Here is a 23,983-nt window from a genome sequence, read left to right as displayed (position 1 = left end):
GACGAAGCTGGCGCACCGATCATGGAGTAGTCTCATGGACCTGCCCCCCTTCGCCCTCGATCACTGGCTGTCGAGCTATGATTTTGCGACCCCGCCGATCGCCTATAATCTGGCATCGAGTACAGGCCCGCGCTGGAGCGTTGCGGACCTGTGCGCGCTGAGTGCGGCACCGTTGGTTATCGATGATACGGTGCTGAGCTACGCCCCGCCCGAAGGCAGCCGACCGTTGCGCGAAGCGATCGGCGCCTTTCATGGTGTGGAAGCGGATGCGGTGATTGCCACCACCGGATCGTCGGAAGCGCTGTCGATCCTCTTCTGCCTGAGCGCACAGCCGGGCGCGAATATCGTCCTGCCCGATCCGGGCTATCCTGCCTATGCGGCGGTGGCGCAGGCCTGGGGACTCTCAACACGCAGCTATCGGCTGGAAAGGTCGGACAGGTTCGCGCAGCGCACCGACGCGATCCTGGCGCAGGTCGATGCCGACACGGCGCTGGTCATCCTCAACACGCCGCATAATCCGACCGGCACCGTCATGCCACGCGCCGACATCGAGGCGCTGGCTGCAACTCTGGCCGAACGCGGCGTGCCGTTGCTGGTGGACGAAGTCTATCACCCGCTCTATTTCGCCGCGCCGCAGCCTTCGGCTGCGGGCATTCCCAATGTCATCGTCACCAGCGACCTGTCCAAGGCGCTGTCGCTGCCGGGCCTGCGCACGGGCTGGCTGATCGATGCGGATGCCGACCGGCGCGCGCGCATCATCGACGCCCGCAGCTATTTCACGATCAGCAGTTCGCCTTTGCTGGAACGGCTGGCAACGCAGGCCTTGCAGCATAGCGATGCCATCCTCACCCGGCTGCGCTCGGTGGCGCAGAAGAATATCGCGATGCTCGACAGGCTGGTGTCGGAATCGGGCGGTCGGCTTGACTGGGTGCGGCCGGATGGCGGGACGACAGCCTTCCCCTGGCTGGTGGACGGCCGGGACAGCCGCCCCCTTTGCCAGAGTCTCGCGGCGCAGGGCATATTGCTCGCACCGGGCGACTGTTTCGGCCATCCCGCCCATATGCGGCTGGGCTTCGCACAGCAGGCGGAGGGCTTCGACGTCGCAGTGGGGCGGATCGCCGAAGCGCTGGCGACTCTCTAGCTCCGCCCGAACCAGCCCTTCATCCGGCGGAACAGGCCGCGTTCGCTGACGGGTTCGAACATTTCCTCCGGCCCTTCGGGGTCCAGCACCTCATGGTCGGCGATCCATTGCTGCACATCGTTGAGGTCGGGCGTCACATAGGGACGCAGGGTGCGGCCCGGCTTCTGGCGCAATTCCTCGATGGCGGCGATCAGGCCGCGTTCGGCGATGACGGCCGACACACGCTCGGCCGGCAGGTCGAGATGTTCGGCGATCAGGTCGTCGCGAATCTTGAGGATCGTCGCCTGCCGCCCGTCATTGCCGGGCAGCGCCGTATCGATGCAGACGTCGCATTCGGTGTCCAGCCGCATCGACCGGTTGTTCATGTTCGAGGAGCCGACGCGGATCAGCCGGTCATCCACGATCAATATCTTGGCATGGACATAGATGGGCACGCCGCGACTGGTGAAGGGATGATAGATGCGGAAGCGGCCATGCGTGTCGCGCGCCTTCAATGCCTCAAACAGGCGGGCGCGGGCGGAGTCCATCGCCTGCTGTTCCAGCCAGCCATCGGCCTGCTCGGGATTGACGATGACGATTTCCGGGCCATCCGGTTCGCCCAGCCGCCTGGCGATCGCCTCGGCAATGCGGCGGGAGGCAAAATATTGGCTTTCGGCATAGATGCGATGCTTCGCCGTCGCGATCTGGTGCAGGTAGAGCTGCTCGATCTCGATCAGTTCTTCCTGATCGTCCATCTTGGGCGCGGTGCGGGCGATGGCGACATCGACGCCTTCGAATTGCACGGGCAGATGGTCCGGCCAGCAATCCTGCACGCCGTCGACCGGCTCCAGCGGATCGCCGCCCGCGCCCACCCAGCGATTGCGCGCATGTTCCCCCAGCGCGGCAGCGACCGGCCCCATCAGTGCCGTCGTCGCGTCATGCCAGGGGCCATAAGGTGTGCCATCGGGATGGAGCCGCCCCGGCTCTTCATCGCGATGGTGGCGCGTGTCCCATCGATCGCCGGTCATGTCGATGCCGCCACAAAAGGCGAAGCAATCGTCGATCACCACGATCTTCTGGTGATGGGATGCGGCCGGGGGATGATGGCCGTCCAGCTTCACGGTGATGCGCGGATGCGCCATCCAGCGCAAAGTCGTCACCAGATGCGACGGGCGCACCATCGATTTCATCGCACCCACGTCCCAGCGCAGCAGGAAGATTTCCAGTTCGGGCGTGCGCTCCACCAGCCAGGTGATGAAATCGCCGATCACGACCGGGGCGCCATCCTTTGCCTCATCTTCGCGAAGCAGGCTGATCGCCGGGTCGAAATCCCAGCCGATCAGCATGATGCGGCGCGTCGCCTTCAGCATGGCGGCGCGGGCCTGCCGGAAATAATTGTCAGCGTCGATGATGACGCTGGCCTTTTCGGCGCGGGCGACGCGCCAGCAGTCCGTGCCCGGCTGCGGCGTCAAAGTGAAGCGCTCCCCACGACAAGGCAGCCCAGGAACATCAGGAAGCCGGAGAAACGGTTGGACCGGAATTTACGCAGCGGATCGACTCCATCTTCTTTCAATGTGCCCACCTGCCACAGCAGATGAACGGCCATGGGCAGCAGGGCTGCCAAGGCTAACGATTGGGGGCGTATTTGCCATATCGCACAGGCCCAGAGCGTCAGCGCCAGTGCGTAGCAGAGCGTCACCCCGCCGCGCACATGCCGCCCCATCGACAGCGCGCTGGACCCGATACCGATCAGCGCGTCATCCTCCCTGTCCTGCAGGGCATAGATGGTATCATAGCCCACCACCCAGAAGATCGACCCGGCATAAAGGAGCAGACCCGGCAGCGTCAGCGCGCCCGCGACTTCGCTCCAACCCACCAGCGCCGCCCAGGAAAAGACGAGGCCCAGCCAGACCTGCGGCCAGCCGGTGATTCGCTTCATGAACGGATAGGCGGCGACCAGCGCCAGGCTGCCCAACGCCACGATCTGCGCATAAAAAGTGAGTTGCAGCAGTACGATCAGACCGATGAGGCACAGGGCCAGCAGCCACAGCCATGCCGTCCTGACCGCCATCGCACCGCTGGCGAGCGGACGCGCAGCGGTGCGCGCGACCTTCCGGTCGAGATCACGGTCGACAATGTCGTTGAAGACGCAGCCCGCGCCGCGCATGGCGATGCTGCCCAGCAGCAGCCAGCCGATCAGCGGCCAGCGCGCAAAGCCGCCGCCCGCCAGTGCGACTGCCCATGCGCCGGGCCAGAAGAGCAGCCACCAGCCGATCGGCCGGTCGAATCGCGCCAGTTGCGCCAGCGTGCGGGGGGTATCCGGCAACCGCGCGAGCAGGCCGCGCGCTTCACTGTCGGGAACGATGGTCTGATTCAACTGCGACTCCGTTCGCCCTAACGCTTGTCGAAGGGCCATGCTTCTCTTTAGGGAAGAACATGTATCCGGCAAGACAAGAGACGCATGTGACCGCAACCCCCGCCTGGCCCCCGCAAAGCGCGCCGCGCCTGCATGTCGAAACCCAGTTGGGCGAAGGCGTCGCCGTGCCGGTGGACGGCAACCCGGCCCATTATCTGATCAGCGTCATGCGGGTGAAGGCCGATGATATCGTGCTGCTGTTCGACGGCCGGTCCGGCGAATGGGCGGCGCGGGTCCGCGATATCCGCAAGCGCGATCTGGTGCTGGAATGTATCAGCCAGACCAAGCCGCCCGAAATCGTTCCCGATTTCTGGCTCTGCTGCGCCCCGATCAAGAAGGGGCGGATCGACCTGATCGCGGAGAAGGCGTGCGAACTGGGCGTCGCCCGGCTCCAGCCGGTGCTGACCCGTCGGGCGGTTGTGGATAAGTTGAACCTCGATCGGCTGCACGCCCATCTGGTTGAGGCGGCGGAGCAGTGCGGGCGCACCGCGCTGCCGGAACTTTCCGAGATGGTGAAGCTGGACGCACTGCTCAAAGGCTGGCCGACCGACCGGCACCTCTTCTTCGCCGACGAAACTGGCGGCGCGCCGCTGGAGGCGACGCTGCGCAGTCATCCCGGCCCGGCGGCCTTTCTGGTCGGGCCGGAGGGCGGTTTCGACCCGGCCGAGCGCGAGGCGATCCGCGCCACGCCGGGCGCGGTGCCGGTGTCGCTCGGCCCGCGCATCCTGCGCGCGGAGACGGCTGCGATCGCCGCGACGGCGGCCTGGATGACCGTGAATGGCGATTGGAAATAGTTTCATTCCGCCATCTTATTGCAGTTCGCATAGGGGCAACTTATCTGTCGGCCGCGCGCTCTTGTTTGACGCGCGTTGGGGAAGCACTAAGGGCGGGGCATGAGCACTAGAACCGACTCCGGGGATCATGATCCCGTCATCGAAAGCCGCGACCAGTTGATCGCGGCCTTTTCCAAGGGCGAAAAGCCCAAGGAACGCTGGCGCATCGGGACCGAGCATGAGAAATTCGTCTATAGCCGCAAGGACCATCACGCCCCGGCCTATGAGGAAAAGGGCGGCATCCACACCCTGCTGATCGGCCTGACCCGCTATGGCTGGAACCCGGTGTTCGAGGGCGAGAATATCATCGCCCTTTCCGGCGCCGACGGCACCATCAGTCTGGAGCCGGCGGGGCAGTTGGAACTGTCTGGCGCGCCGCTCGACAATCTGCACCAGACCTGCGCCGAAACCGGCCGCCATCTGGAGCAGGTGAAATATGTCGGCGATATGCTGGGCCTGGGATTCCTGGGCCTGGGCATGTGGCCGGACAAGAGCCGCGAAGAGCTGCCCATCATGCCCAAGGGCCGTTATGACATCATGCTGCGGCACATGCCGCGCGTGGGGTCGATGGGCCTGGACATGATGCTGCGCACCTGCACCATCCAGACCAACCTCGACTATGGCAGCGAGGCGGACATGGCGCAGAAGTTCCGCGTTTCGCTGGCGCTTCAGCCGCTGGCGACGGCGCTGTTCGCCAATTCGCCCTTCACCGACGGCAAGCCTAACGGCTTCCTGTCCTATCGCAGCCATATCTGGTCGGACACCGACCCGCACCGCACCGGCATGCTGCCCTTCGTGTTCGAGGACGGTTTCGGGTACGAGCGTTATGCCGACTATGCGCTCGATGTGCCGATGTATTTCGTCTATCGCGACGGCGGCTATATCGATGCGGCGGGCCTCTCCTTCCGCGACTTCCTTGACGGCAAGCTGTCCGTCCTGCCGGGCGAGAAGCCGACCGAGAAGGACTGGGAAGATCATCTCTCCACCGCCTTCCCCGAAGTGCGGATGAAGAGCTTCCTGGAAATGCGCGGCGCCGATGGCGGGCCATGGAACCGAATCTGTGCGCTGCCCGCCTTGTGGGTCGGTCTGCTCTATGATCAGGGCGCGCTCGATGCAGCGTGGGACGTGGTCAAGGACTGGAGCATGGAAGAACGGCAGGTGCTGCGCGATAGCGTGCCCAAGCTGGGCCTCGACGCGCCGATCGGCGGTGGCGCCAAGCTGCGCGACATTGCCAAGGAAGTGGTCGACATTGCGCGCTCGGGCCTTGCCGCACGCAATCGCCTCAACGGCGCGGGCGACAATGAGACGGGCTATCTGTCCTTCCTCGACGAAGTGGTTTCATCGGGCAAGACCAACGCCGAACGGCTGCTGGAACGCTATCATGGCGAATGGGGTGGCGACCTGAGCAAGGTCTACAGCGAAGAGAGCTTCTGACCTCTATTCCGCTGGCTGTGCCGTGACCGCCATCGTTTCGCGCTTCTTCCCCGTCATCCAGGCGAAGAAGCGCGGGACGGGCGCGTTGCGCTCCATCCAGTCGCTATAGGCGCGATAATCGGGGTCGGCGCCCAGATGCTGTTCCTCGGTCTTCGCGCGCCAATAATAGACCGCGTTGGTCAGGGTCAGCATCGCGCAATTGCGCACCATGTCCGTCAGCGATCCACTGACCGTCAGGAAGGGCAGCGCGGAAAACCACCAGAAGAGGTTTTTCGAGAGGTAAGCCGGGTGGCGCGTCCAGCGATAGGGACCATGGGTCAATATGCCGCGATGGGTGAGGTTGGAAAAGCGGATGCCGAACGCCACCGTCGCCCAGGCGTAAATGCCCGTCAGCAGGACCAGCCAGCCGCCCAGCAGCCATTGCAGCGCGCTCGACCCCTGCGTCCAATAATCCCATTCCGCGCCGCCCGCATGATAATCAAGCGGGCCGCCGCCGCCCATCAGCACGAAGGGCGGGTAGCAGATCAGCGCCGCCAGCCAGCCGCCCAATAAAGGGTTGGCAGTGCGGATGTGGGAATCGAGCGGCTTGAAGGTCAGGATATAGCCGACCGTCGCCAGACAGACGTCGATCATGAACATGACCGCGATCAGGAAGCCTACCAACGCCACCGGATGGGACAGCGCATGGTCGATCCGCCATTCCACCACGCTGGCGAAATTGCCCGGCACGATCGACACCATGAAGGCGAGGAAGAAGCCCTTCACCGCCCAGGCGCGGGCATGGTGGGCGACCTGCGCCATGTCGGGCGCTCCCGCCGCGCCGCCGATCACCCATTGGCCAAAGCTGTAGCAGGCGTCCTTCGGGGTGGTCAGCCGCCGGTCGATCCAGAGGATATAGGGCACGGACGCCACCAGCAGCCAGGGTGCGGCGGTCATGAACAGATCCATCGAGAAACGATAGCTGCCGCTCCAGTACCAGCGGGCGATGCAGTAGAAGATAGCGATGGCCAGCCATGTCGCCCACAGCCCGGCGATCTTGACGATGCTGGTGTCGAATACCTCCCGCAAGGGGCGCGGCGCGGCCCGCCAGTCGATCCCCGTCGAAGCGTTGCGATGCACCTTGTCGACGATCAGCGACCAGAGCACCATCGGCAGGCCACAGGCGACCACGGCGGCCAGCCCGGCATTGGGGCCGTTCATGCCATAATGGCGCGCCACCAGCGTCCATACGGCAAGGCCCATCAGGCCAGCGATGCCGACGCCATGGCTGACGGCGGACTTGGGACAGGGATCGGCCTTGCTCATTGTCATCAGCCTTTAGCAAAGATTCGTAATCAAGCCATGAAGGCAGGAGAGGGCCTGATGCTGGCGATTCGTCGCAAAAGCGATGACGCCCGGTGAACCGAAGCGATTTCAGATCGTTATGGAAGCCGAGCGGGCCTGATAAGAGGAAAAAGTCGATGTCCATCGCCGTGCAGTTTCCCGATGGCAGCGTCCGTGAGGTTCCCGGGCAATTGTGGCAGGTCGACGATCCCGCCAATGGGCAGCCTTCCTTCGAGCAGATTCCGCTCAACTGCGATTCGCGCTGGCATTTTTATCGCAAGGGCCGGATCTGGCGCGCGCGGCTACGCCATGGCCATCTGACCGCCCTCCGCCAACCCGAGGAAGCATGGTGGGAAGCCATCGCCATATTATGTGACGATAGAGGCCGTGATGAGCCGGGCCAATGGGAATCAGCCGCCTGATCCGCCCAGCACGTTGATGGTGAAGGCCAGGATGCCGAGGTTGAACAGGAAGGCGGCGAGGCACTGAAACAGCACCGTCTGGCGCATCACCGTCGACCCGATCGAGACGTCCGACGTCTGGAAGGTCATGCCCAGCGTGAAGGCGAAATAGAGGAAATCCCAATAGCCCGGTTCGTCCGTATCCGGGAAATCCAGCCCACCCCTGTCCTTCCCGGCTGACCCCGGCAGGTAGAAGATATGGGCATAATGCATGGCGTAGACGAGGTTGGAAAAGAGCCAGGCGATCAGCAAAGTCGCCAGCAGTAGCGCGATGCTGATCGCGTCCGGCCCGCCATGCTGGCTGGTGGCCACACCCACCGCGACCAGGATCACCAGACTGACGATTCCGGTCAGCAGCAGCATGAGGCCCCGATTTGCATCGTTCGCCAGCGCCTTGCGCCGCATCGATGCGGCATCCGCGTCGATCAGCGGGATCACCGAGAGCATGAAGGCGATTGCCGCGCCATCAAAGCCCGCCATTACCGCTTCGTGCCAGGGCAGGATCAGTAACAGCGGGACGATCAGGACGAGCAGCGCCAGGAACATGCCATAGCGCCAGGGGAAGAGCGTGGGGGAGCGCATGGCGGCTATCAAAGGCCCGAAGGAGGAATGTCGCAAGGGGCTAATTGCTCGTCATTGGGAGCGGAGCGAAGCAATCCATGGCGCGACAGTGGATTGCTTCGCTCCGCTCGCAATGACGAAGGCATGTGGGATGTTACAATACGCCCGCGATCAGGCCGAGTGCCTGCGCCTCATTGGCTTCCAGATACCAGTTTTCCGGGGCCTTTTGCAGCAGTTCCTCCATCGTCACCTGCGATCCCAGAATCAGATTTTCAAACCCTTCATTCTGGATGGTGATCGAGGATTCGATCTCGTTCAGCGTCGCTTTCAGCGTCGCGATACAGGTGGAAAGCGGGCCGGCCAGCTGGATCGACTTGGTGATGATCCGCTCGTGAATCATCAGCCGTGTGCCGCGCGTCAGGTAGCGATTTTCGGTCGCAAAGAAGCTCATGAAGGTCGCGCCGGCGGAATAGACGGCGGTGCGGCCCATGAACACCAGCCGCCGTTCGGGGTAGAGTTCCGAATGAAAGCGGATATCCTCGCCCATCAACCGGGCGACTTCCGGGTCACCGCCCAGCGTGGATAGTTCCACCACGACCAGCCCGGTTTGCGGCGCGGTGGACAGGCAGTTTTTGAAATGCAGATACATGCCGTGGTCGACCACGCCCGACAGCATGATCGAGGGGAATTCGAAATCCTTGGGCGAAAGCACAGGGGCAGTCATCAACATGCGGCCATCCTCTTGTTTGGCGAAGTCGCGCTGCATTACGCATGGGAGGGGAAAAGGTGCCGCGCTTTTGACTGGCGCGCCGCGCGTCAGGCTGTAAAGAACAGATCATGACCAAAGCGCAGCGTGCCAAGGGGCAAGGCAGATGATCGCGAAACTCAAGGGGCTGCTCGACAGCACCGGCATCGATCATGCGATCATCGATGTGGGCGGCGTCGGCTATCTGGTCGGCGCGTCCTCACGCACGCTGGCCGCGCTGGGGCCGGTGGGGGAGGCGGTGACGATCCACACCGAAATGCTGGTGTCGGACGACGCCATCCGCCTGGTCGGCTTCGCCCGTGCCGAGGAACGCGACTGGTATCGGCTGTTGACCCATGTGCAGGGCGTGGGATCGCGCGTGGCGCTGGCGATCCTGTCCGCGCTGGAACCGCACGACCTGCACCGGGCGATCGCGGCGGGCGACAAGGCGATGGTGGCGCGAGCGAACGGGGTTGGTCCGAAACTCGCCCAGCGCATCGTCAATGAACTCAAGGACAAGATCGGCGCGATCGCGGTCGGCGGGCCGGCAAGCATGGGCGGCGCGGTGGCGATGCCTACGGGCAGCTTCGCGGCAGACGCGCTGTCGGCGCTCCAGAATCTGGGCTTCAAGCCTCATGAAGCCAGCCTTGCCGTGGCGGCAGCCGAGGAAGAGTTGGGCGACGGCGCCAGCCTCGACGCGCTCGTGCGGCTGGCGCTGCGGAAGGCGGCGAAGTGACATCCTTGGCGCCTGCGATCGAAAGGTTTATGCTGTAGCCATGGCCAATCTGAACATCTCCATGCCACCGGCGCTCGAACAATGGGTCGACATCCGACTGTCACAGGGCCGTTACGCGGACGCCGCAGACTATCTGCGCGATCTGGTTCGCCGCGATCAGGAGCAAGCGGAAGAGGACCGCGAGTGGTTGAAGGCCATGATCGCGGAAGGTGAAGCGTCAGGGATACTGGACGACAAGCCCGAGGATATCATCGCGCAGATCATCGCCGAGTATCCGGCACGCGATGCGTGAGTTGAAGCTCGCCAGAGCGGCACGTTCCGACCTCGTAGAAATACGCAAATATTCAGTGGCCGAGTTTGGCGGCGATATTGCCGATATATATTTCAATGGCTTCAACCATGCCTTCGCACGGTTACAGGAGCATCCTCTGATCGGTGCAATCCAGAGAGACTTTGATCATGGGTTGCGTTGCCTGACACATCGCCGACATCGGATATTTTACAGGGTGAGTGATGACGCAATCATTGTCTTGCGCATTCTGCATCATGCACGAAATGCAAGAGAGATTCTGCATCCATGACTGACGACCGCCTTCTCACCCCTGCCCGTCGCCCGGAAGATGTCGACGCGGCGTTGCGGCCCAAGTCGCTCGACGAGTTCGTCGGCCAGCAGGCCGCGCGCGAGAATTTGCGCATCTTCATTCAGGCCGCGAAGTCGCGGGGCGATGCGCTGGACCATGTGCTGTTCTTTGGCCCGCCGGGGCTGGGCAAGACCACGCTGGCGCAGATCGTGGCCAAGGAAATGGGCGTGGGGTTCCGCGCCACATCCGGCCCGGTCATCGCCAAGTCGGGCGATCTGGCCGCGCTGCTCACCAATCTGGATGAGGGCGACGTGCTGTTCGTGGATGAAATCCATCGCCTCAATCCGGCGGTCGAGGAAGTTCTCTATCCCGCGATGGAGGATCGCGCGCTCGACCTGATGATCGGGGAGGGGCCGTCCGCCCGGTCGGTGCGGATCGATCTGCCGCGCTTCACGCTGGTGGGCGCGACGACACGGCAGGGCCTGCTCACCACGCCGCTGCGCGATCGCTTCGGCATTCCGGTGCGGCTGCAATTCTACACGGTCGAGGAACTGGAACTGGTGGTGCGCCGCGCCGCCCGGTTGCTGGACCTGCCCATCACGCCCGACGGCGCGATCGAGATCGCCCGCCGCTCGCGCGGTACGCCGCGCATCGCCGGGCGGCTGCTGCGCCGGGTGCGCGACTTCGCCAATGTCGCCGGCGCGCCCACGGTCGACGCGAAGGTTGCCGATGCTTCGCTGCGCAGGCTGGAGGTCGACCAGCTTGGCCTCGACCTGATGGACCGGCGCTATCTGATGATGATCGCCGATATTTATCGCGGCGGTCCGGTGGGCGTCGAGACGCTGGCGGCGGGCTTGTCCGAAGCGCGCGACACGATCGAGGAAGTGATCGAACCTTACCTCATCCAGCTTGGCCTGATCGCCCGCACCGCGCGCGGACGCTGCCTGAATGGGCCGGGCTGGAAACATCTGGGCCTCAATCCGCCCGCCGGCGCGCAGGACGGTCTTTTCGATTAAAGGAAACCATCGGAAAAGCATGGTCGTTACGGCAAGGCGCTATTATAGCCTTGCCCATCATGCAGGCGCACGTCAGAGGCGCCGGAAAACCGCAGGAGTCGAGCCTTGAGGGCCATCGAGAAATTTCCCAACCTCGTCACCATGTTCTTCGTCCGCGCGCAGGAGCAGGGCGATGCGCCCTTCCTGTGGCGCAAGAGCGGCGGAGAATGGCAACCGCTGAGCTGGACCGAGGTTGCGCAGCAGGTTGCCGCGCTGGCCGCCGCGCTGAAGGCGCAGGGGTTGAAGCCCGGCGACCCGGTGATGCTGGTCAGCGAGAATCGCCCGGAATTCTGCATCGCGGACCTCGCCATCATGGCGGCGGGCTGCATTACCGTGCCAACCTACACCACCAACACCACGCGCGATCACCAGCATATATTGACCGACAGCGGGGCGCGCGCCGTCATTGTGTCGACCGCCAAGCTGGCGCAGGCGCTGATGCCCGCCGTCGTGCGTTCGCAGGCCGCCTTCGTCATCGGCATGGAGCCGCTGCGCGGGGCGCAGGGCACATGCGCCTGCCATTTGTGGAGCGACCTGATCGCCGCCCATGCCAGCGATCCGGCGGCCGATGTAGACAGCATGGCCGCCAGCCAGAGCGCGACCCGTAACGATCAGGCCTGCATCATCTACACCAGCGGCACCGGCGGCGCCCCTCGCGGGGTGATGCAGCATCATGGCGCGATCCTGGCCAATGTGGAGGGCGCGGGGAAGGTCGTGGCGGAAGATTTCGGCTGGGACGACGAAGTCTTCCTGTCCTTCCTGCCGCTGTCCCACGCCTATGAACATAGCGGCGGCCAGTTCCTGCCGATGCTGCTGGGCGGACAAATCTATTATTCGGAAGGGCTGGAGAAGCTGGCCTCCAATATCGAGGAGACGCGGCCGACGATCATGGTCGTCGTCCCCCGCCTGTTCGAAGTGCTGCGGACCCGCATCATCAAGTCGATCGAGAAGCAGGGCAAGTTCCCGACCTATCTGCTCAATCAGGCGCTACGCATCGCGGCGAAGGAGCAGGCGGGCAAGGGATCGATCCTGGACCTGCCGATGAAGGCGCTGCTCGCCCGCACCCTGATCCCCAAGGTGCGCGCGCGGTTCGGCGGTCGGATGAAGGCGCTGGTGTCGGGTGGCGCACCGCTCAATCCCGATGTCGGCCTGTTCTTCCATGCGATGGGCCTGACCCTGCTTCAGGGCTATGGCCAGACCGAGGCGGGGCCGGTGGTCAGTTGCAACCGCCCCGCCGCCGGCATCGCCATGGATACGGTCGGCCCGCCGCTCGACGGCGTGGAAGTGCGGATCGCCGAGGATGGCGAAATCCTCGTCCGGGGCGAACTGGTCATGCATGGCTATTGGCGCAATCCGGCCGAGACGGAAAAGGCGCTGAAGGATGGCTGGCTGCACACGGGCGACATTGGCGAGATCGACGCGCGCGGCCGCATCCGCATCACCGACCGCAAGAAAGACCTGATCGTCAACGACAAGGGCGACAATGTCTCCCCGCAGAAGGTCGAGGGGATGCTGACGCTTCAGGCCGAAATCGGCCAGGCGATGGTCCATGGCGACCGGCGGCCCTATCTGGTCGGCCTGATCGTGCCGGACGCCGAATGGACCCGCGAATGGGCGATCGAACAAGGCGTCGCGCTGGATAGCGTGGCCGCCAGCCCGGCCTATCAGGCAGCGTTGCGTGCGGCGGTGGACCGGGTGAATGACGATCTGTCGGTGATCGAACGGGTCCGCCGCTTCATTCTGGCGGATGAAGCCTTCTCGATCGAGAATGAGCAGATGACGCCCTCCATGAAGATCCGGCGCCATGTGATCCGCAAACTCTATGCGGACCGTCTGGACGCGCTGTACAAGGCGTAGCCCATCAGAGCGTAGTCCCCCTAAATCTTCTGCCCCTTCCCCCGTTCATCCTGAGTAGCCGCTGAGCTTGTCGAAGCGGCGTATCGAAGGACAGGGTACGCCAACCCCTTCGATACGGGCCTTCGACAAGCTCAGTCCCTACTCAGGGCGAACGGGTCAGGTTTAAACTATGATGGTCTAAGGCTTGGGCGTGCGATAGGGGGTGAAGTCCCCCAGCGCGCAGGCGCCTGATGTCATGCCGGTTTGCAGATTGGCCGTGGTGGTGAAATCGCCACGGCACAGTTGCGAACCGAAGCTGCGCACGATCATCGTGTCACCGAAGGTCAGGCCGTTGCAGCTGCCGATCAGGTCGTTCCTGTACACCAGTTTCTTGCTGACCCGGTAGAGCAGCACATTATTGCTGATCACCGTCAGGTTGGTCTGCGGCTCCCGGTTGATGCAGCTGACCTTCTCGCCGGCCACCTTGCCGGCCAGCGCCTTGTCCAGGTCCGCCGTCTGCTTGGGTGTCAGGGGTTTGGGTTCATAGCTGCCGGTGCAAGCCCCCAAAGTGCCGGCCGCTGCCAGCAGCGGTGCCATCATCATCCACGCGCGCATTGCGACTCTCCGCTTCATCATGCCGACAGGACGGCAGTATAGAATAAAAACCGTCAGGCCGCATCCTTCGCGGCGCGACGGGCGGCAAGTTGCGTCACATCGGTCGCGCGCATGAAGATGTTGGTCGCCCGCTCCTGCCCGATGCTGGTCGGCACGGTCGCTTCGCCCCGCGCCCGCGCCGCTTCCACCGCGGCGACCCGCTGCGCCAGCGCGACATTGTCCGGCTCGATACCCAGCGCGAAGCGGCCATTGGAGAGCGTATATTCATGCGCGCAATAGACGATCGTATCGTCCGGCAGGGCGGCCAGACGCGCCATATTGGCGAACATCTGCGCCGCCGTCCCTTCAAACAGGCGCCCACAGCCCATGGCGAACAGCGTATCGCCGATGAAGATGATATGATCCCCCGCCAGATGATAGGCGACATGCCCAGCGGTATGGGCCGGCACCGCCATCACGGTGGCGACATGATCGCCGATGCGAACATGGTCCCCCTCCCCCACCGTCCGGTCGAGCGTGCCGATCTTCCCGGCCTCGGCAGCCGGGCCGGTGATGATGCAGCCCGTCGCGGCCTTGATCGCCGCATTGCCGCCGACATGATCGCCATGCCAGTGGGTGTTCCAGATCTGGTCGATCGTCCAGCCGCGCGCGGCAGCGGCCTCCAGCACCGGCTCTGCCACCGCCGGATCGACCACGACCGTCTGGCCGCTGGCATCATCATGCAGCAGCCAGACATAATTGTCGTTGAGAACGGGGATGCGGACGACCTCCAGCATGGCTTACCAGCTACCGATATTGGGCATCGATACCCAGGGTTCGGCTGGTTCCAGTCGCCCGTCCTGCAACAATTCGATCGAGATATTGTCGGGGGTGCGAACGAAGGCCATATGCCCGTCGCGCGGCGGCCGGTTGATCGTCACGCCTGCATCCATCAGCGTCTGGCAGGTGTCGTAGATATTTTCGACCTGATAGGCGATATGGCCGAAATTGCGCCCGCCATCATAAATTTCGGCCGGGCTGCCATCTGCCGACGGCCAGTTATAGGTCAGTTCGACCTGCGCATCCTCATCGCCCGGCGCCGCCAGATAGACCAGCGTGAAACGGCCCTGTTCGCTGTCGAACCGCTTTACTTCCTTCAGGCCCAGCAATTCGAAGAAATGCTTGGTCTTGTCCACGTCGGTCACGCGGATCATGCTGTGCAGAAATTTGGGCAAGTCTGATTCTCCGTTCGTCGCCATAAAGCAACGGTTCATCTATAGATTGGCAGATATGCCCCCAAGATAAGGTCGCACATCACCGGACGGAAGAGGAAAGCAGCATGGCGTTGGATGGGCGGGACAAGGTTTTTCTGGGGGCAGCGGCATTGCTCGCTCTGGGCGTGATCAGCGGCGGCTATCTGCTGGGGGACGGGCTGAAGCGGGCCAAGGCAGCGGACAGGTCGGTCACGGTGCGGGGCCTTTCGGAAAAGGATGTGACGGCGGACCTCGCCACCTGGTCGATCAGCTATTCGGCGACCGGCTTCGACCTGCCCGGCGTGCGCGCGGAAATCGACAATAATACCAGGGAATTGCAGGCCTATTTCAAAAGCCTCGGTTTCCGGCCCGACGATCTGAAGCCCGTCGGCGCGGGGGTGAACCAATATCTCAATAATGGCGTCAACACGATTACCATCACCCAGCGGATGCTGCTGCGCACGACGGACATCGCCCGCGCGCAAAAGGCCGTCGCCCAGCAGTTCGACCTGGTCCGGCGTGGCGTGACTTTGCAGGAAGGATCGGGGATGCGGTACAGCTTCACCAAGCTGAACGACGTCAAGCCGCAGATGGTGGCCGCCGCCACCAAGGATGCACGCGCCGCCGCCGAACAATTTGCCAAGGATTCGGGCGCGGATGTGGGTGGCATCAAAAGCGCGACCCAGGGCTATTTCTCCATCGACGCGCGCGATGGTGAAGGCGGCGACGGCGGCAGCGACACGCCCTACAAGAAGGTGCGCGTCGTCACGACCGTCGACTTCTACCTGAAATAGGAAGTCGGCGCGGGGTCAGCAGCGGCCCCGGCGCCGATCCTTGCGCGAACAATCGCTCTTGTCGCCGATGATCGCACCCGCCGTGCCGCCGATGATCGCGCCTTCGGTGGTGCCAAGGCCGGTCGCGCTGCCGACCACCGCGCCGCCCGCACCGCCAATCAATCCACCGCGCGTTGCACCGCGCGAACAGGCACTGGTGGCCATCGCGCCCGTGACCAATAGTCCGATCGCCACTATATTTTTGATCTTGCTGTCCATCTCGCCGTCTCCTTCATCCGACCCGCCGCATTCGACGAACGGGCCAGAGGAAAGGGCGTTCCGTGACAAAGTCTTGCTGGCGGATCGCTAGCCCGCCGGTTTGTCCGCCGGCAACCGCGACAGGTTATCGCTGGCCGCCTTGCCCGACGGCGAATCCGGCGATAGGCGAACGGCCCGCTGCCAGGCCGATCGGGCAATATCCGCATGATCGCTGAGCACCGCGACATTGCCCTCCTCCAGCGCGACGGAGGCGTCGTCGGGCGACAGTTGCACGGCCCGTGCGATATGCGCCTGTGCCAGCTTCAGATCGCCCGACCGGCGCGCCAGCGTGGCCGACAGCAACCAGCCCAAGGGGTCTTTGGGCGCCTGCACCAGCGCGACGTCGAGCGAATCGCGCGCTGCATCGACTTCGCCCAGCGCCACCAGCGCCCGCGCCCGGTCCAGATGCACCTCGCCCTTTTCCAGCCCATCGGGCAGGCCGCGTGCCAGCGCGGCATCGAAATCGGTCCGCGCCTTGGCGACATCGCCGCCGGCCAGCGCCGCATTGCCCGCCTGTGCCCAGAGGCGCGCGCTTTGCGCCATCTCATTGCCGCGCTCAGCTTCCTCCGCCGCCTGTTCGAACGCGACGACGGCCGGGGTCCAGCGTTCGGCGCGGGCATAGGCAAAGCCCATGCAATGGCGCGCATAGAAGCTGCCGCCGTCGATCCGCCATTTCTGCGCGAAACTGACGCCCTCGTCCGGCGACTGGATCGCGGCGTCGAGGCACGCCTGGAAAGGACCGGCGAATTTGGCGGGTACCGGTATCCGGCCATCATCCCGTTCGGGCGAGCCGGCCGCCGCCTTGGCCTTGGCTGTTTCCGTCGCCGCGGCATTGTCGGCCGCAGCGGCGCGTTCTTCCTGCTTGCGCCGGCGGCTGTTGCGCATCACCGCCCCAATCTCGGGATCGAGGGTCTGGAGCAGGATCGGCAGAAAAAAGGGCATCAGAGGCTGTCCAACAGGCTGGCGACGGTATCGATCAACAGCGCGATGTCGCCGTCGCGCGACAGGCGATGGTCGCCGTCCTTAATCAACAGCGTCTGCACGTCGGATGAACGCAAGCGGGCAGCGGTGCGCAGGGCGATGTCCCACGGCACATCGGGATCGGCCTGACCATGGAGCAGCCGCACCGGACCTTCGAAGGCGATCTCGTCCTCCAGCAACCGCAGCGCCTGCCCCGATTCCCAGAAGCCCAATGTGGTCACATAGGGCTGGTCACCATAGGGTGTCGGCTCCTCGATCCGTCCCTCGGTCGCCAGCAGCGCCTTGTCCGCATCGGTAAAGCCCCATTGGGTGAAGTCGGGCGCGGCAGCGATGCCGACGATGGCCACGACCCGCTCCGGCCGCGCCAGCGCAACCAGCAGGGCCAGCCAGCCGCCCATCGACGATCCGACCAGCACCACCGGCCCCTGTATCAGTTGATCGAGCAGAAGCAGCACATCGTCACGCCAGCTTGCCAGCGTGCCATCGGCAAAGCGCCCCTCGCTGGCGCCATTACCGGCATAATCGAGCCGCAACATGGCCCGCCCCTGCCCCAGCGCCCATTGATGCAGCGCCACCGCCTTCCCGCCTTCCATATCGGACATATAGCCCGGCAGGAAAATCAGGGTCGGGCCATCGCCGGCGCTGAGGCGATAGGCCAGGTGCAGGCCATCGGGCCGGGCAAGGAACTGGAGCGGCGGGGCATCGGCGGCGGTCATCGATCGGGTCATCCTGTTTTAGACGCCATGCTTTGCCCCAAAATTGGCTTTTTTGCGAAACCCAAAAAATAATACAGACAATGCGTTGACAGCATTTGAGGTCGCCGTTAGAGGCGCACTCCTACCCCGTGCCCAGATGGCGGAATTGGTAGACGCACCAGCTTCAGGTGCTGGCGATCGCAAGGTCGTGGAGGTTCGAGTCCTCTTCTGGGCACCACTGACGCCTCTGGATTCGTCCAGAGGCGTCCGGTAAGCGGCTGGTTTAACAGCATTTTCCGACAGAGAATCGCCAGACACCGTCCGGCGAAATCCGGCTAGGACCACCAGCAGCGACCCCTAAATGTTGCTCTTATTGGTGGTCTCGGATTGACCCGGCTTTGCTGGGAAACGACCATGCTGACCTACATCCAGATCAATGCCGCCAAGCCGAGAGAGAAGGCTTGGAGCCTTGTAGATTCACAAGGCCTTCACCTTTTTATCCAACCCAATGGCTCGAAGCTGTGGCGCTTCAAGTATCGGTTCCTCGACAAGCAGAAGACCCTTCACCTCGGCGGATGGCCGCAGGTGAGCCTTGCCGATGCCCGGGTGCGGCGTGACGAGGCGAAGAAGAAGATTGCGGAAGGGGTCGATCCAGCGCTGGAGAAAAAACGTGCAAGGATTGCTGCAAAATACGCGGCAGCAAACACGTTTGAGGAAGTCGCCAAGGAATGGCTCATTAAATGCGAACGGGACGGGCTGGCACCGGTGACCGTCGACAAGATCCGCTGGCTCCTCGCCAAGGCCTATCCGGTGATCGGCACCATCCCGATCGCGCAGATCACCCCGCACGAAGCTCTTGCAGTCCTGCGCAAGGTCGAAGCCACCGGCGCCTATGAAAGCGCGCGGCGCATGCGAAGCGTTCTGAGTCGCGTCTTTCGCTACGGTGTCGCGACCGTGCGATGCGACAAGGACGTCGCTGCCGATCTGCGCGGTGCAATCGCGGCGCCAAAGGTGAAGCATTTCGCCGCCATCACGAAGCCCTCCGAAGTTGGGAAGCTGCTTCGCGCCATCGACGGGTATACAGGCCATAAGGTGACGGTGATGGCCATGCGGCTGTCACCGCATGTACTGCTCCGCCCTGGCGAGCTTAGGCAAGCCGAATGGACCGACATAGACTTCGACGAAGCCATCTGGTTCATTCCTGCCGAACGTATGAAGATGCGGCGGCCGCACCGGGTGCCGCTGTCCCGTCAGGTGATCGCGATGCTTAAGGAACTGCATGAGCACACCCATTGGTGGCAATATCTTTTTCCTGCTCTTGGCCGGCCGCGCAAGGCCATGTCGGAAAATGCGGTGAACCAGGGACTGCGCCGGCTTGGCTACACTACGAACGAGATGACGGCACACGGCTTCCGGGCGATGGCGGCAACACTTCTCAACGAGATGGGCGAATGGAACCCCGACGCTATCGAGCGGCAACTCGCGCATGTCGACACCAATCAGGTGCGACGCGCCTACGCGCGCGGTGAATATTGGGACGAACGCGTTGCGATGATGCAGCGTTGGTCGGACTATCTCGACGAACTCCGAGACGGTGGAAAGGTTCTCCGCCCAGAATTCGGAGCGAAGCGGCTCAGGAGCTAACGCGTATACCCCACAGGGGGATAAGTTCTGCTTATTCCCCTGTGGGGTATCAAACGAGCGGGCCTAACGATCCAGCGCATCGACGCAAATTTGATAGGACTTCAGGCGGTCTGACTGATTGGCGCTACTGGCGGATTTTTGACCAAATTGCGACATTGAAGCGGTCTGCTTCTAAGGCCAGGTCTCGACGCGTCCCGCCGTTCAGACAAACCAGTAAGCTGTCATCCGCTCCCTGCCGGTAGCGTCAGTACGGTACACGTGGCGGCCTTATCTGAGGGAGAGAGTTTCGATTGCCAGGACGAGAGCGAGGCCGATCATGATCGCACCAGATATGCGGCCCACAGCTTTCGCTGCCTCGGGGCGCGTTCGCAGGACAGCCTTGGACCCGTAACCCACCACCAGATAGACGATCCCACAGTTGAGGATGTGAATGCCGCCCAGGCCGACAAGCTGCGCCGGAACTGGCCAGGCCGCATGGACGTCGGTAAATTGCGGCAGAAGCGCCAGGAACAGCAGGATAACCTTGGGGTTAAGGCCGCTCACTCCGAAGCCTTTCACGGCCCAATGGCGCCAGCCTTTATCTGGCGCGATCGCGGCACTCTGGGGAACGGGTGGATTTGTGAGAAGTCCGATACCCAGCCAGAGCAGGTAGGCCGCACCGATCAGGGTCAGCCCTGTCAGCGCGAAGGGGATCGCCGCAATGAGGCCGGCGATACCGGCAGCGACGATCAAGGTCGCCAACAGGTGGCCTAACAGGAGCCCTCCTACCGCGGGTATCACAGCGCGATGGCGCAAGCCTGCCGAAATGGCGTAGGCCCAGTCCGCGCCGGGAGTGAGGACGAACATCATCGATACCGCCCAAAAGGCGGCGAGCAGTACCAAGTTCACAGCGTGGTCCCAATGTGCCTGCAGCGAAGGCAGGGGAAGAAATATAATCTGCCAAGTGGTCAGGAATGGCGCACAGTCGCGCCTCGGTCACTTCAAGAAGCATTGCTCATTTGCGCGCCGCCAGACGATATTCTTCCGCCTCTGCCGGGAATATTGCCGATCTGACGTCTTGAGCGAAGGTCTCGATCGCGTCCGAGACGGTTGATCTGAGATCGGCGTAGCGCCTGACGAATTTCGGAGTCCAATCGAACATACCCAGCATGTCCTCGGTCACAAGGATTTGCCCGTCGCATGCAGCGGATGCACCGATGCCGATCGTGGGGCAGGATACCGACTGCGTGATCTCCGCCGCGAGTTCCGGCGTCACACCCTCGACCACCATTGCGATGGCACCAGCAGCGTCCGTCGCCCGTGCCTCTTCCAGTACACGCGCGCATTCTTCCTTGCTGCGCCCACGGGCTTTAAAGCCGCCGTCGAGGTGAACGGCCTGAGGTCTCAGACCAACATGACCGATGACAGGAATTCCGCGTCCGGTGAGAAATGCGATGCTGTCAGCAACACCGCTTGCCGCTTCGACCTTGACGGCCTGAGCACCTGTTTCGCACAAAATACGGGACGCTGTATCGAAGGCCTGTTCGCACGATCGCTCATAGGAGCCGAACGGCAGATCAATCGCCACAAAGGCGTGCGAGCTGCCCCGGACTACGGCCTGGCCGTGCAGGATCATCATCTCCACTGTCACGCCGACGGTGGTCGGCAGCCCGTGCACCACCATGCCGAGGCTGTCGCCGACCAGAAGCAAATCGCAATGCGGGTCGAGGAGTTGCGCCATCGGCGCTGTGTAAGCAGTTAGGCATACGATCTTCTCGCCACGTTGCTTGCGAACCCGCAAGGATGGAGCAGTGACCCGCTGAGAGACTGATTGCTTCGACATCAACAGATTCCTCGCTCCCGCCGAGGTTCCGGCGGTCTGTTCGTTGCAAGCAATCTTTAGCTGATAAATCGCGCTATGTGCTTGCGATATTGTCGCTCTTGGCTCAGAAATCTGGCATAATCTTATCGATATTTAATTATGTGAGGCATATTATGCCAACTAATCTAGACCCCATTGATCATCGCATCCTCCGGACGCTCCAGCAGGACGGACGTCTTCCTAATAACGAGCTGGCCAAACGGGTCGGCCTCTCTCCTTCACCGTGCTTGCGACGAGTTCGCCTGCTGGAGGAGAATGGTGTGATCGAACGCTACACGACCGTGATCAATCCAGCGAAGGTCGGGTTCGGAATGACGGTTTTCGCCCGCGTCTGGCTTACAGGGCAGGATGAGGATCAGGTCGACCGATTCATTCAAGAGGTCGGCAAGCTGAACCAGATCGTGGAATGTTATCTAATGGCCGGCGATTGCGATTTCCTGCTTCGTATCGTGGCCGAAGATCTGGAAGGGGTGCGGCGGTTTCAGAGTCAGCGTCTTGCGCGCATCAAAGGCGTTCAGAGTATCAAGACGGACATCCCCATGCAGCGAGTCAAGGACCAGCGAGAAATCCCCTTGTCACCGGACACCCGTTCGTAAACGTAGCGAAGATCGGTGCTGGGGCCGCGTCCGCGAATGGCGGGTACAGATCGTAAGCCGACATTTCACGCACGCATTCGACCGAAAAGGCGGGAAAGTCCCACTACGCGGCTTTTGGCGCTCCGGGGGAACTGACCCGTCTCGGACTATCAGCCTCCAGATTCCAATGCCCAACTCCGGTCCGTCCGCTATCCCGGCAGATCGCGACCAGATCTCACCCTTCCTACGCAGCGACATGAATGTCCGGTCACGCCGAATTGTCAGTGCAGAATGGCCGCTGGGGGATCGACCACAGCCGGAGTGCTACAGCCTTTAACACATATCCGGTATGATGTTAGCTGGGAGGTCCCGGCGATGCACACAGATCCTGTCCAATGGTCCCGCATTCGTAAACTCGTCTTGATCGACGGGCAATCGATCAGAGGAGTTGCCCGATCGCAACGGCTTAGTCGAGCCGTGGTCCGCAAGATGCTCACACGGGAGCAGCCCGCCAAATATCGGCGGCCGAGCCGCCCGCCAGCAATCGCGCCGTATGTGCCCGCTATCAGTTCAATGCTGACCGAGGATGAAGCGAAGCCGCAGCGGGAGCGCCGCACGATGAAGGCGGTTTACGAGTCGCTGCGAGATCAGCACGGCTACCTTGGCGGTTATGATGCCGTCCGCAGGCAATGCCGGAAAGCCCAGTCTTCTTATATGAAGATCGCCGTCCGAGCGCCAGAGATTGACGCGTCAGGCACGAGCTTGACTTTCGCTCGAGGGGCGCGGGCTTTTCAGCTCAAAGTTGACGCAACGGCTGCGGGTTCGAGCATCGTTCTCAGCCTGGAGCGCGACCGCCGTGCCGAGCAGGGGCTTGAGGTTGCGCATTGGATCAATAAGCTTCGGGGAGACCGCCTTGGAACCCAATTGCGTGTATCAGCCGATGTCGCTTCAAAGCTTCTGCCTTGCGTCCATGATCCCAGCAGCCGGCGGCGCAATCGGGCCATCAGCGTCTTAGCCTATGCGCAGGGCTTCCCGATCCGCCGCATCTCTGCGTGCCTCGGGCTGAGCCGGAATAGCTGCCGACGCCATATTCGCGCGTTCCAAGCCGGCGGGGTCGAGCAATTGCTTGCCCCAATGAGCAGGGGAGTGCTGAAGGCTGAGCAAGAGGATTTGAAGGCCGCCGTATTCCGCATTCTCCATGAGCCGCCAAAAGATCATGGCATCAATCGTACGTCGTGGACCATGCGCGATCTCCGGGCGGTGTTAACCTCGGCGGGGCATCCGGCGTGCCATCACGTTGTACGGCAGATCATCAAGGATGCCGGCTGGAAATGGCGCAAGGCGAGGATCGTGCTGACATCCCAAGACCCCGCCTACCGGGAGAAGCTGGCGGCCGTGCAGACCATATTAGGCAAGCTGGCGCCAGATGAGGCCTTCTTCTCGATTGACGAGTTCGGCCCCTTCGCAGTCAAAATGAAGCCAGGAGTCAAGCTCGATCCCCCAGGCCCGCACCGTGTGGTCCCACAATGGCAGCGATCAAAGGGCTGCATGATCATGACGGCGGCGCTGGAGCTGAGCGGAAACCAAGTCACGCACTTCTACAGCGAGCGAAAGAATACAGCCGAAATGATCCGCATGATGGAAGTGTTGATCGAGCAATATGCCGATCGACGCACTCTCTATCTGTCATGGGACGCCGCGTCCTGGCACATGTCGAAAAAGCTGCGCCAGCGGATCCTGGATCACAATGCGATCGCCAGGGTGGCTGGAAGGCCGCGCGTCGAAACGGCTCCACTGCCAGCCGGCGCTCAATTCTTGAACGTCATAGAGTCAATTTTCAGTGGGATGGCCCGGGCGATCATCCACAACAGCAATTATGTCTCGGTCGACGAAGCACGCGCAGCCATCAACAGCTATTTCGCCGAGCGCAACAAGCACTTTCGCGAGCACCCCAAGCGGGCTGGCAAGCGAATTTGGGGAGACGAGCGTATCGAGGCCACCTTCTCAGATAGCAATAATTGCAAGGATCCGCGATGGAGATAATAATCCGCTCGAGTGGCCGCTTTTGAACGTTGGCATGGCTCCGTTACCTTCAGGGAGCGGTCGAGCTGCATTTTCCGACAGCGGCATCCGACACGTCGTGAGGGGGCTTGAGCGGCAGTCGACCAGACCCGGTCACTCAGGTTGC

General features: G+C 62.8%; 26 protein-coding genes and 1 tRNA gene. 14 read left to right on the top strand and 13 right to left on the bottom strand.

The features are described from left to right. Positions 1-34: 34 nt before the first annotated feature. The gene (locus tag BMY84_RS00590) at positions 35-1,141 is read left to right on the top strand and encodes a pyridoxal phosphate-dependent aminotransferase (RefSeq protein WP_093079362.1); all 1,107 of its coding nucleotides are present in this window, start codon (positions 35-37) and stop codon (positions 1,139-1,141) included. Here the strand turns inward: BMY84_RS00590 and BMY84_RS00585 are convergent. Together BMY84_RS00585 and ubiA are read right to left on the bottom strand one after the other, a co-directional pair. Next, positions 1,138-2,592: a phospholipase D-like domain-containing protein gene (locus tag BMY84_RS00585; protein WP_093079360.1), complete on the bottom strand. Its 1,455-nt coding sequence runs from the start codon at positions 2,590-2,592 to the stop codon at positions 1,138-1,140. The two genes, BMY84_RS00590 and BMY84_RS00585, sit on opposite strands and share 4 nt — an antisense overlap. Beyond that, complete coding sequence (ubiA, locus tag BMY84_RS00580; RefSeq protein ID WP_093079357.1) at positions 2,589-3,497, bottom strand: 4-hydroxybenzoate octaprenyltransferase; 909 nt, start codon at positions 3,495-3,497, stop codon at positions 2,589-2,591. The genes BMY84_RS00585 and ubiA overlap by 4 nt, the downstream gene beginning before the upstream one ends. 86 nt (positions 3,498-3,583) lie before the next feature. Between ubiA and BMY84_RS00575 the strand changes: the two genes are divergently transcribed. Next, on the top strand, positions 3,584-4,330 hold the full coding sequence (locus BMY84_RS00575) for a 16S rRNA (uracil(1498)-N(3))-methyltransferase (RefSeq protein ID WP_093081555.1): 747 nt from the start codon (positions 3,584-3,586) through the stop codon (positions 4,328-4,330). 99 nt (positions 4,331-4,429) lie between these two features. Next, positions 4,430-5,803 (top strand): glutamate--cysteine ligase, encoded by a 1,374-nt coding sequence (locus tag BMY84_RS00570; protein WP_093079355.1) that lies wholly within the window; start codon positions 4,430-4,432, stop codon positions 5,801-5,803. 3 nt (positions 5,804-5,806) lie between these two features. On the opposite strand, the gene BMY84_RS00565 is transcribed toward BMY84_RS00570, so the two are convergent. Continuing rightward, complete coding sequence (locus BMY84_RS00565) at positions 5,807-7,108, bottom strand: methyltransferase family protein (protein WP_093079351.1); 1,302 nt, start codon at positions 7,106-7,108, stop codon at positions 5,807-5,809. A 155-nt stretch (positions 7,109-7,263) separates the two neighbouring features. Between BMY84_RS00565 and BMY84_RS00560 the strand changes: the two genes are divergently transcribed. Then, on the top strand, positions 7,264-7,548 hold the full coding sequence (locus tag BMY84_RS00560; RefSeq protein ID WP_093079349.1) for a hypothetical protein: 285 nt from the start codon (positions 7,264-7,266) through the stop codon (positions 7,546-7,548). On the opposite strand, the gene BMY84_RS00555 is transcribed toward BMY84_RS00560, so the two are convergent. Then, positions 7,537-8,169 carry a DUF1345 domain-containing protein gene (locus BMY84_RS00555; RefSeq protein WP_093079346.1) on the bottom strand — a complete coding sequence of 211 codons (633 nt, stop codon included), beginning with the start codon at positions 8,167-8,169 and terminating at the stop codon, positions 7,537-7,539. The two genes, BMY84_RS00560 and BMY84_RS00555, sit on opposite strands and share 12 nt — an antisense overlap. Before the next feature lie 133 nt (positions 8,170-8,302). Further along, a complete protein-coding gene (locus tag BMY84_RS00550) occupies positions 8,303-8,878 on the bottom strand; it encodes a peptidase S14 (protein WP_093081553.1) in 576 nt (191 codons plus the stop codon). A gap of 142 nt (positions 8,879-9,020) precedes the next feature. Here BMY84_RS00550 and ruvA point away from each other — a divergent pair, with 142 nt between their 5' ends. The 5 genes from ruvA to BMY84_RS00525 all read left to right on the top strand — a co-directional run bounded on the left by ruvA (position 9,021) and on the right by BMY84_RS00525 (position 13,122). After that, positions 9,021-9,629 carry a Holliday junction branch migration protein RuvA gene (gene ruvA, locus BMY84_RS00545; protein WP_093079344.1) on the top strand — a complete coding sequence of 203 codons (609 nt, stop codon included), beginning with the start codon at positions 9,021-9,023 and terminating at the stop codon, positions 9,627-9,629. A 40-nt stretch (positions 9,630-9,669) separates the two neighbouring features. After that, entirely contained in the window at positions 9,670-9,921 is a 252-nt protein-coding gene (locus BMY84_RS00540) for a type II toxin-antitoxin system ParD family antitoxin (RefSeq protein ID WP_093079341.1), read from the top strand. Further along, on the top strand, positions 9,914-10,210 hold the full coding sequence (locus BMY84_RS00535; RefSeq protein ID WP_093079339.1) for a type II toxin-antitoxin system RelE/ParE family toxin: 297 nt from the start codon (positions 9,914-9,916) through the stop codon (positions 10,208-10,210). Before BMY84_RS00540 ends, BMY84_RS00535 begins: the two co-directional genes overlap by 8 nt. After that, the gene (gene ruvB, locus BMY84_RS00530) at positions 10,207-11,226 is read left to right on the top strand and encodes a Holliday junction branch migration DNA helicase RuvB (protein WP_093017080.1); all 1,020 of its coding nucleotides are present in this window, start codon (positions 10,207-10,209) and stop codon (positions 11,224-11,226) included. Before BMY84_RS00535 ends, ruvB begins: the two co-directional genes overlap by 4 nt. A gap of 141 nt (positions 11,227-11,367) precedes the next feature. Beyond that, on the top strand, positions 11,368-13,122 hold the full coding sequence (locus BMY84_RS00525) for an AMP-dependent synthetase/ligase (protein ID WP_093081550.1): 1,755 nt from the start codon (positions 11,368-11,370) through the stop codon (positions 13,120-13,122). Positions 13,123-13,299: 177 nt separating this feature from the next. Here the strand turns inward: BMY84_RS00525 and BMY84_RS00520 are convergent, their stop codons facing one another. From BMY84_RS00520 to BMY84_RS00510, 3 genes are read right to left on the bottom strand one after another with little or no spacing between them, the layout of a single operon-like run. Continuing rightward, positions 13,300-13,716 (bottom strand): hypothetical protein, encoded by a 417-nt coding sequence (locus BMY84_RS00520; RefSeq protein ID WP_093079336.1) that lies wholly within the window; start codon positions 13,714-13,716, stop codon positions 13,300-13,302. Positions 13,717-13,769: 53 nt separating this feature from the next. Beyond that, positions 13,770-14,492 (bottom strand): hydroxyacylglutathione hydrolase, encoded by a 723-nt coding sequence (gene gloB, locus BMY84_RS00515; RefSeq protein WP_093079334.1) that lies wholly within the window; start codon positions 14,490-14,492, stop codon positions 13,770-13,772. Between the two features lie 3 nt (positions 14,493-14,495). After that, a complete protein-coding gene (locus BMY84_RS00510; protein WP_093081548.1) occupies positions 14,496-14,930 on the bottom strand; it encodes a VOC family protein in 435 nt (144 codons plus the stop codon). 104 nt (positions 14,931-15,034) lie between these two features. Between BMY84_RS00510 and BMY84_RS00505 the strand changes: the two genes are divergently transcribed. Further along, entirely contained in the window at positions 15,035-15,742 is a 708-nt protein-coding gene (locus tag BMY84_RS00505) for an SIMPL domain-containing protein (RefSeq protein ID WP_093079332.1), read from the top strand. A 15-nt stretch (positions 15,743-15,757) separates the two neighbouring features. On the opposite strand, the gene BMY84_RS00500 is transcribed toward BMY84_RS00505, so the two are convergent. The 3 genes from BMY84_RS00500 to BMY84_RS00490 form a co-directional block, all read right to left on the bottom strand. Further along, on the bottom strand, positions 15,758-16,000 hold the full coding sequence (locus BMY84_RS00500) for a hypothetical protein (protein ID WP_093017072.1): 243 nt from the start codon (positions 15,998-16,000) through the stop codon (positions 15,758-15,760). Positions 16,001-16,087: 87 nt separating this feature from the next. Continuing rightward, positions 16,088-16,981 (bottom strand): tetratricopeptide repeat protein, encoded by an 894-nt coding sequence (locus tag BMY84_RS00495; RefSeq protein ID WP_093079329.1) that lies wholly within the window; start codon positions 16,979-16,981, stop codon positions 16,088-16,090. Then, positions 16,981-17,736, bottom strand: coding sequence for an alpha/beta fold hydrolase (locus BMY84_RS00490; RefSeq protein ID WP_093079327.1), 756 nt, complete (start codon positions 17,734-17,736; stop codon positions 16,981-16,983). The genes BMY84_RS00495 and BMY84_RS00490 overlap by 1 nt, the downstream gene beginning before the upstream one ends. Positions 17,737-17,866: 130 nt before the next feature. Between BMY84_RS00490 and BMY84_RS00485 the strand changes: the two genes are divergently transcribed. Next, a tRNA-Leu gene (locus BMY84_RS00485) sits at positions 17,867-17,953 on the top strand. Positions 17,954-18,129: 176 nt separating this feature from the next. Further along, positions 18,130-19,359: a tyrosine-type recombinase/integrase gene (locus BMY84_RS00480; RefSeq protein ID WP_093079324.1), complete on the top strand. Its 1,230-nt coding sequence runs from the start codon at positions 18,130-18,132 to the stop codon at positions 19,357-19,359. 267 nt (positions 19,360-19,626) lie between these two features. Here the strand turns inward: BMY84_RS00480 and BMY84_RS00475 are convergent, their stop codons facing one another. Both BMY84_RS00475 and panB read right to left on the bottom strand, forming a co-directional pair. Beyond that, complete coding sequence (locus BMY84_RS00475; RefSeq protein WP_093079321.1) at positions 19,627-20,247, bottom strand: LysE family translocator; 621 nt, start codon at positions 20,245-20,247, stop codon at positions 19,627-19,629. Between the two features lie 106 nt (positions 20,248-20,353). Beyond that, positions 20,354-21,181 (bottom strand): 3-methyl-2-oxobutanoate hydroxymethyltransferase, encoded by an 828-nt coding sequence (panB, locus tag BMY84_RS00470; RefSeq protein WP_093079319.1) that lies wholly within the window; start codon positions 21,179-21,181, stop codon positions 20,354-20,356. 152 nt (positions 21,182-21,333) lie between these two features. On the opposite strand from panB, the gene BMY84_RS00465 reads away from it, so the two are divergent. After that, on the top strand, positions 21,334-21,816 hold the full coding sequence (locus BMY84_RS00465; RefSeq protein ID WP_093081545.1) for an Lrp/AsnC family transcriptional regulator: 483 nt from the start codon (positions 21,334-21,336) through the stop codon (positions 21,814-21,816). A 456-nt stretch (positions 21,817-22,272) separates the two neighbouring features. Next, positions 22,273-23,838 carry an IS630 family transposase gene (locus tag BMY84_RS28950; RefSeq protein ID WP_218146907.1) on the top strand — a complete coding sequence of 522 codons (1,566 nt, stop codon included), beginning with the start codon at positions 22,273-22,275 and terminating at the stop codon, positions 23,836-23,838. Positions 23,839-23,983 lie beyond the last annotated feature (145 nt).

This window comes from Sphingobium sp. AP50 (assembly GCF_900109095.1).
In the GTDB taxonomy this organism is placed as follows: Bacteria; Pseudomonadota; Alphaproteobacteria; order Sphingomonadales; family Sphingomonadaceae; genus Sphingobium.
The sequence above is the reverse complement of the archived record's forward strand: the minus strand, read 5'-3'. Positions and strand labels throughout refer to the sequence as shown.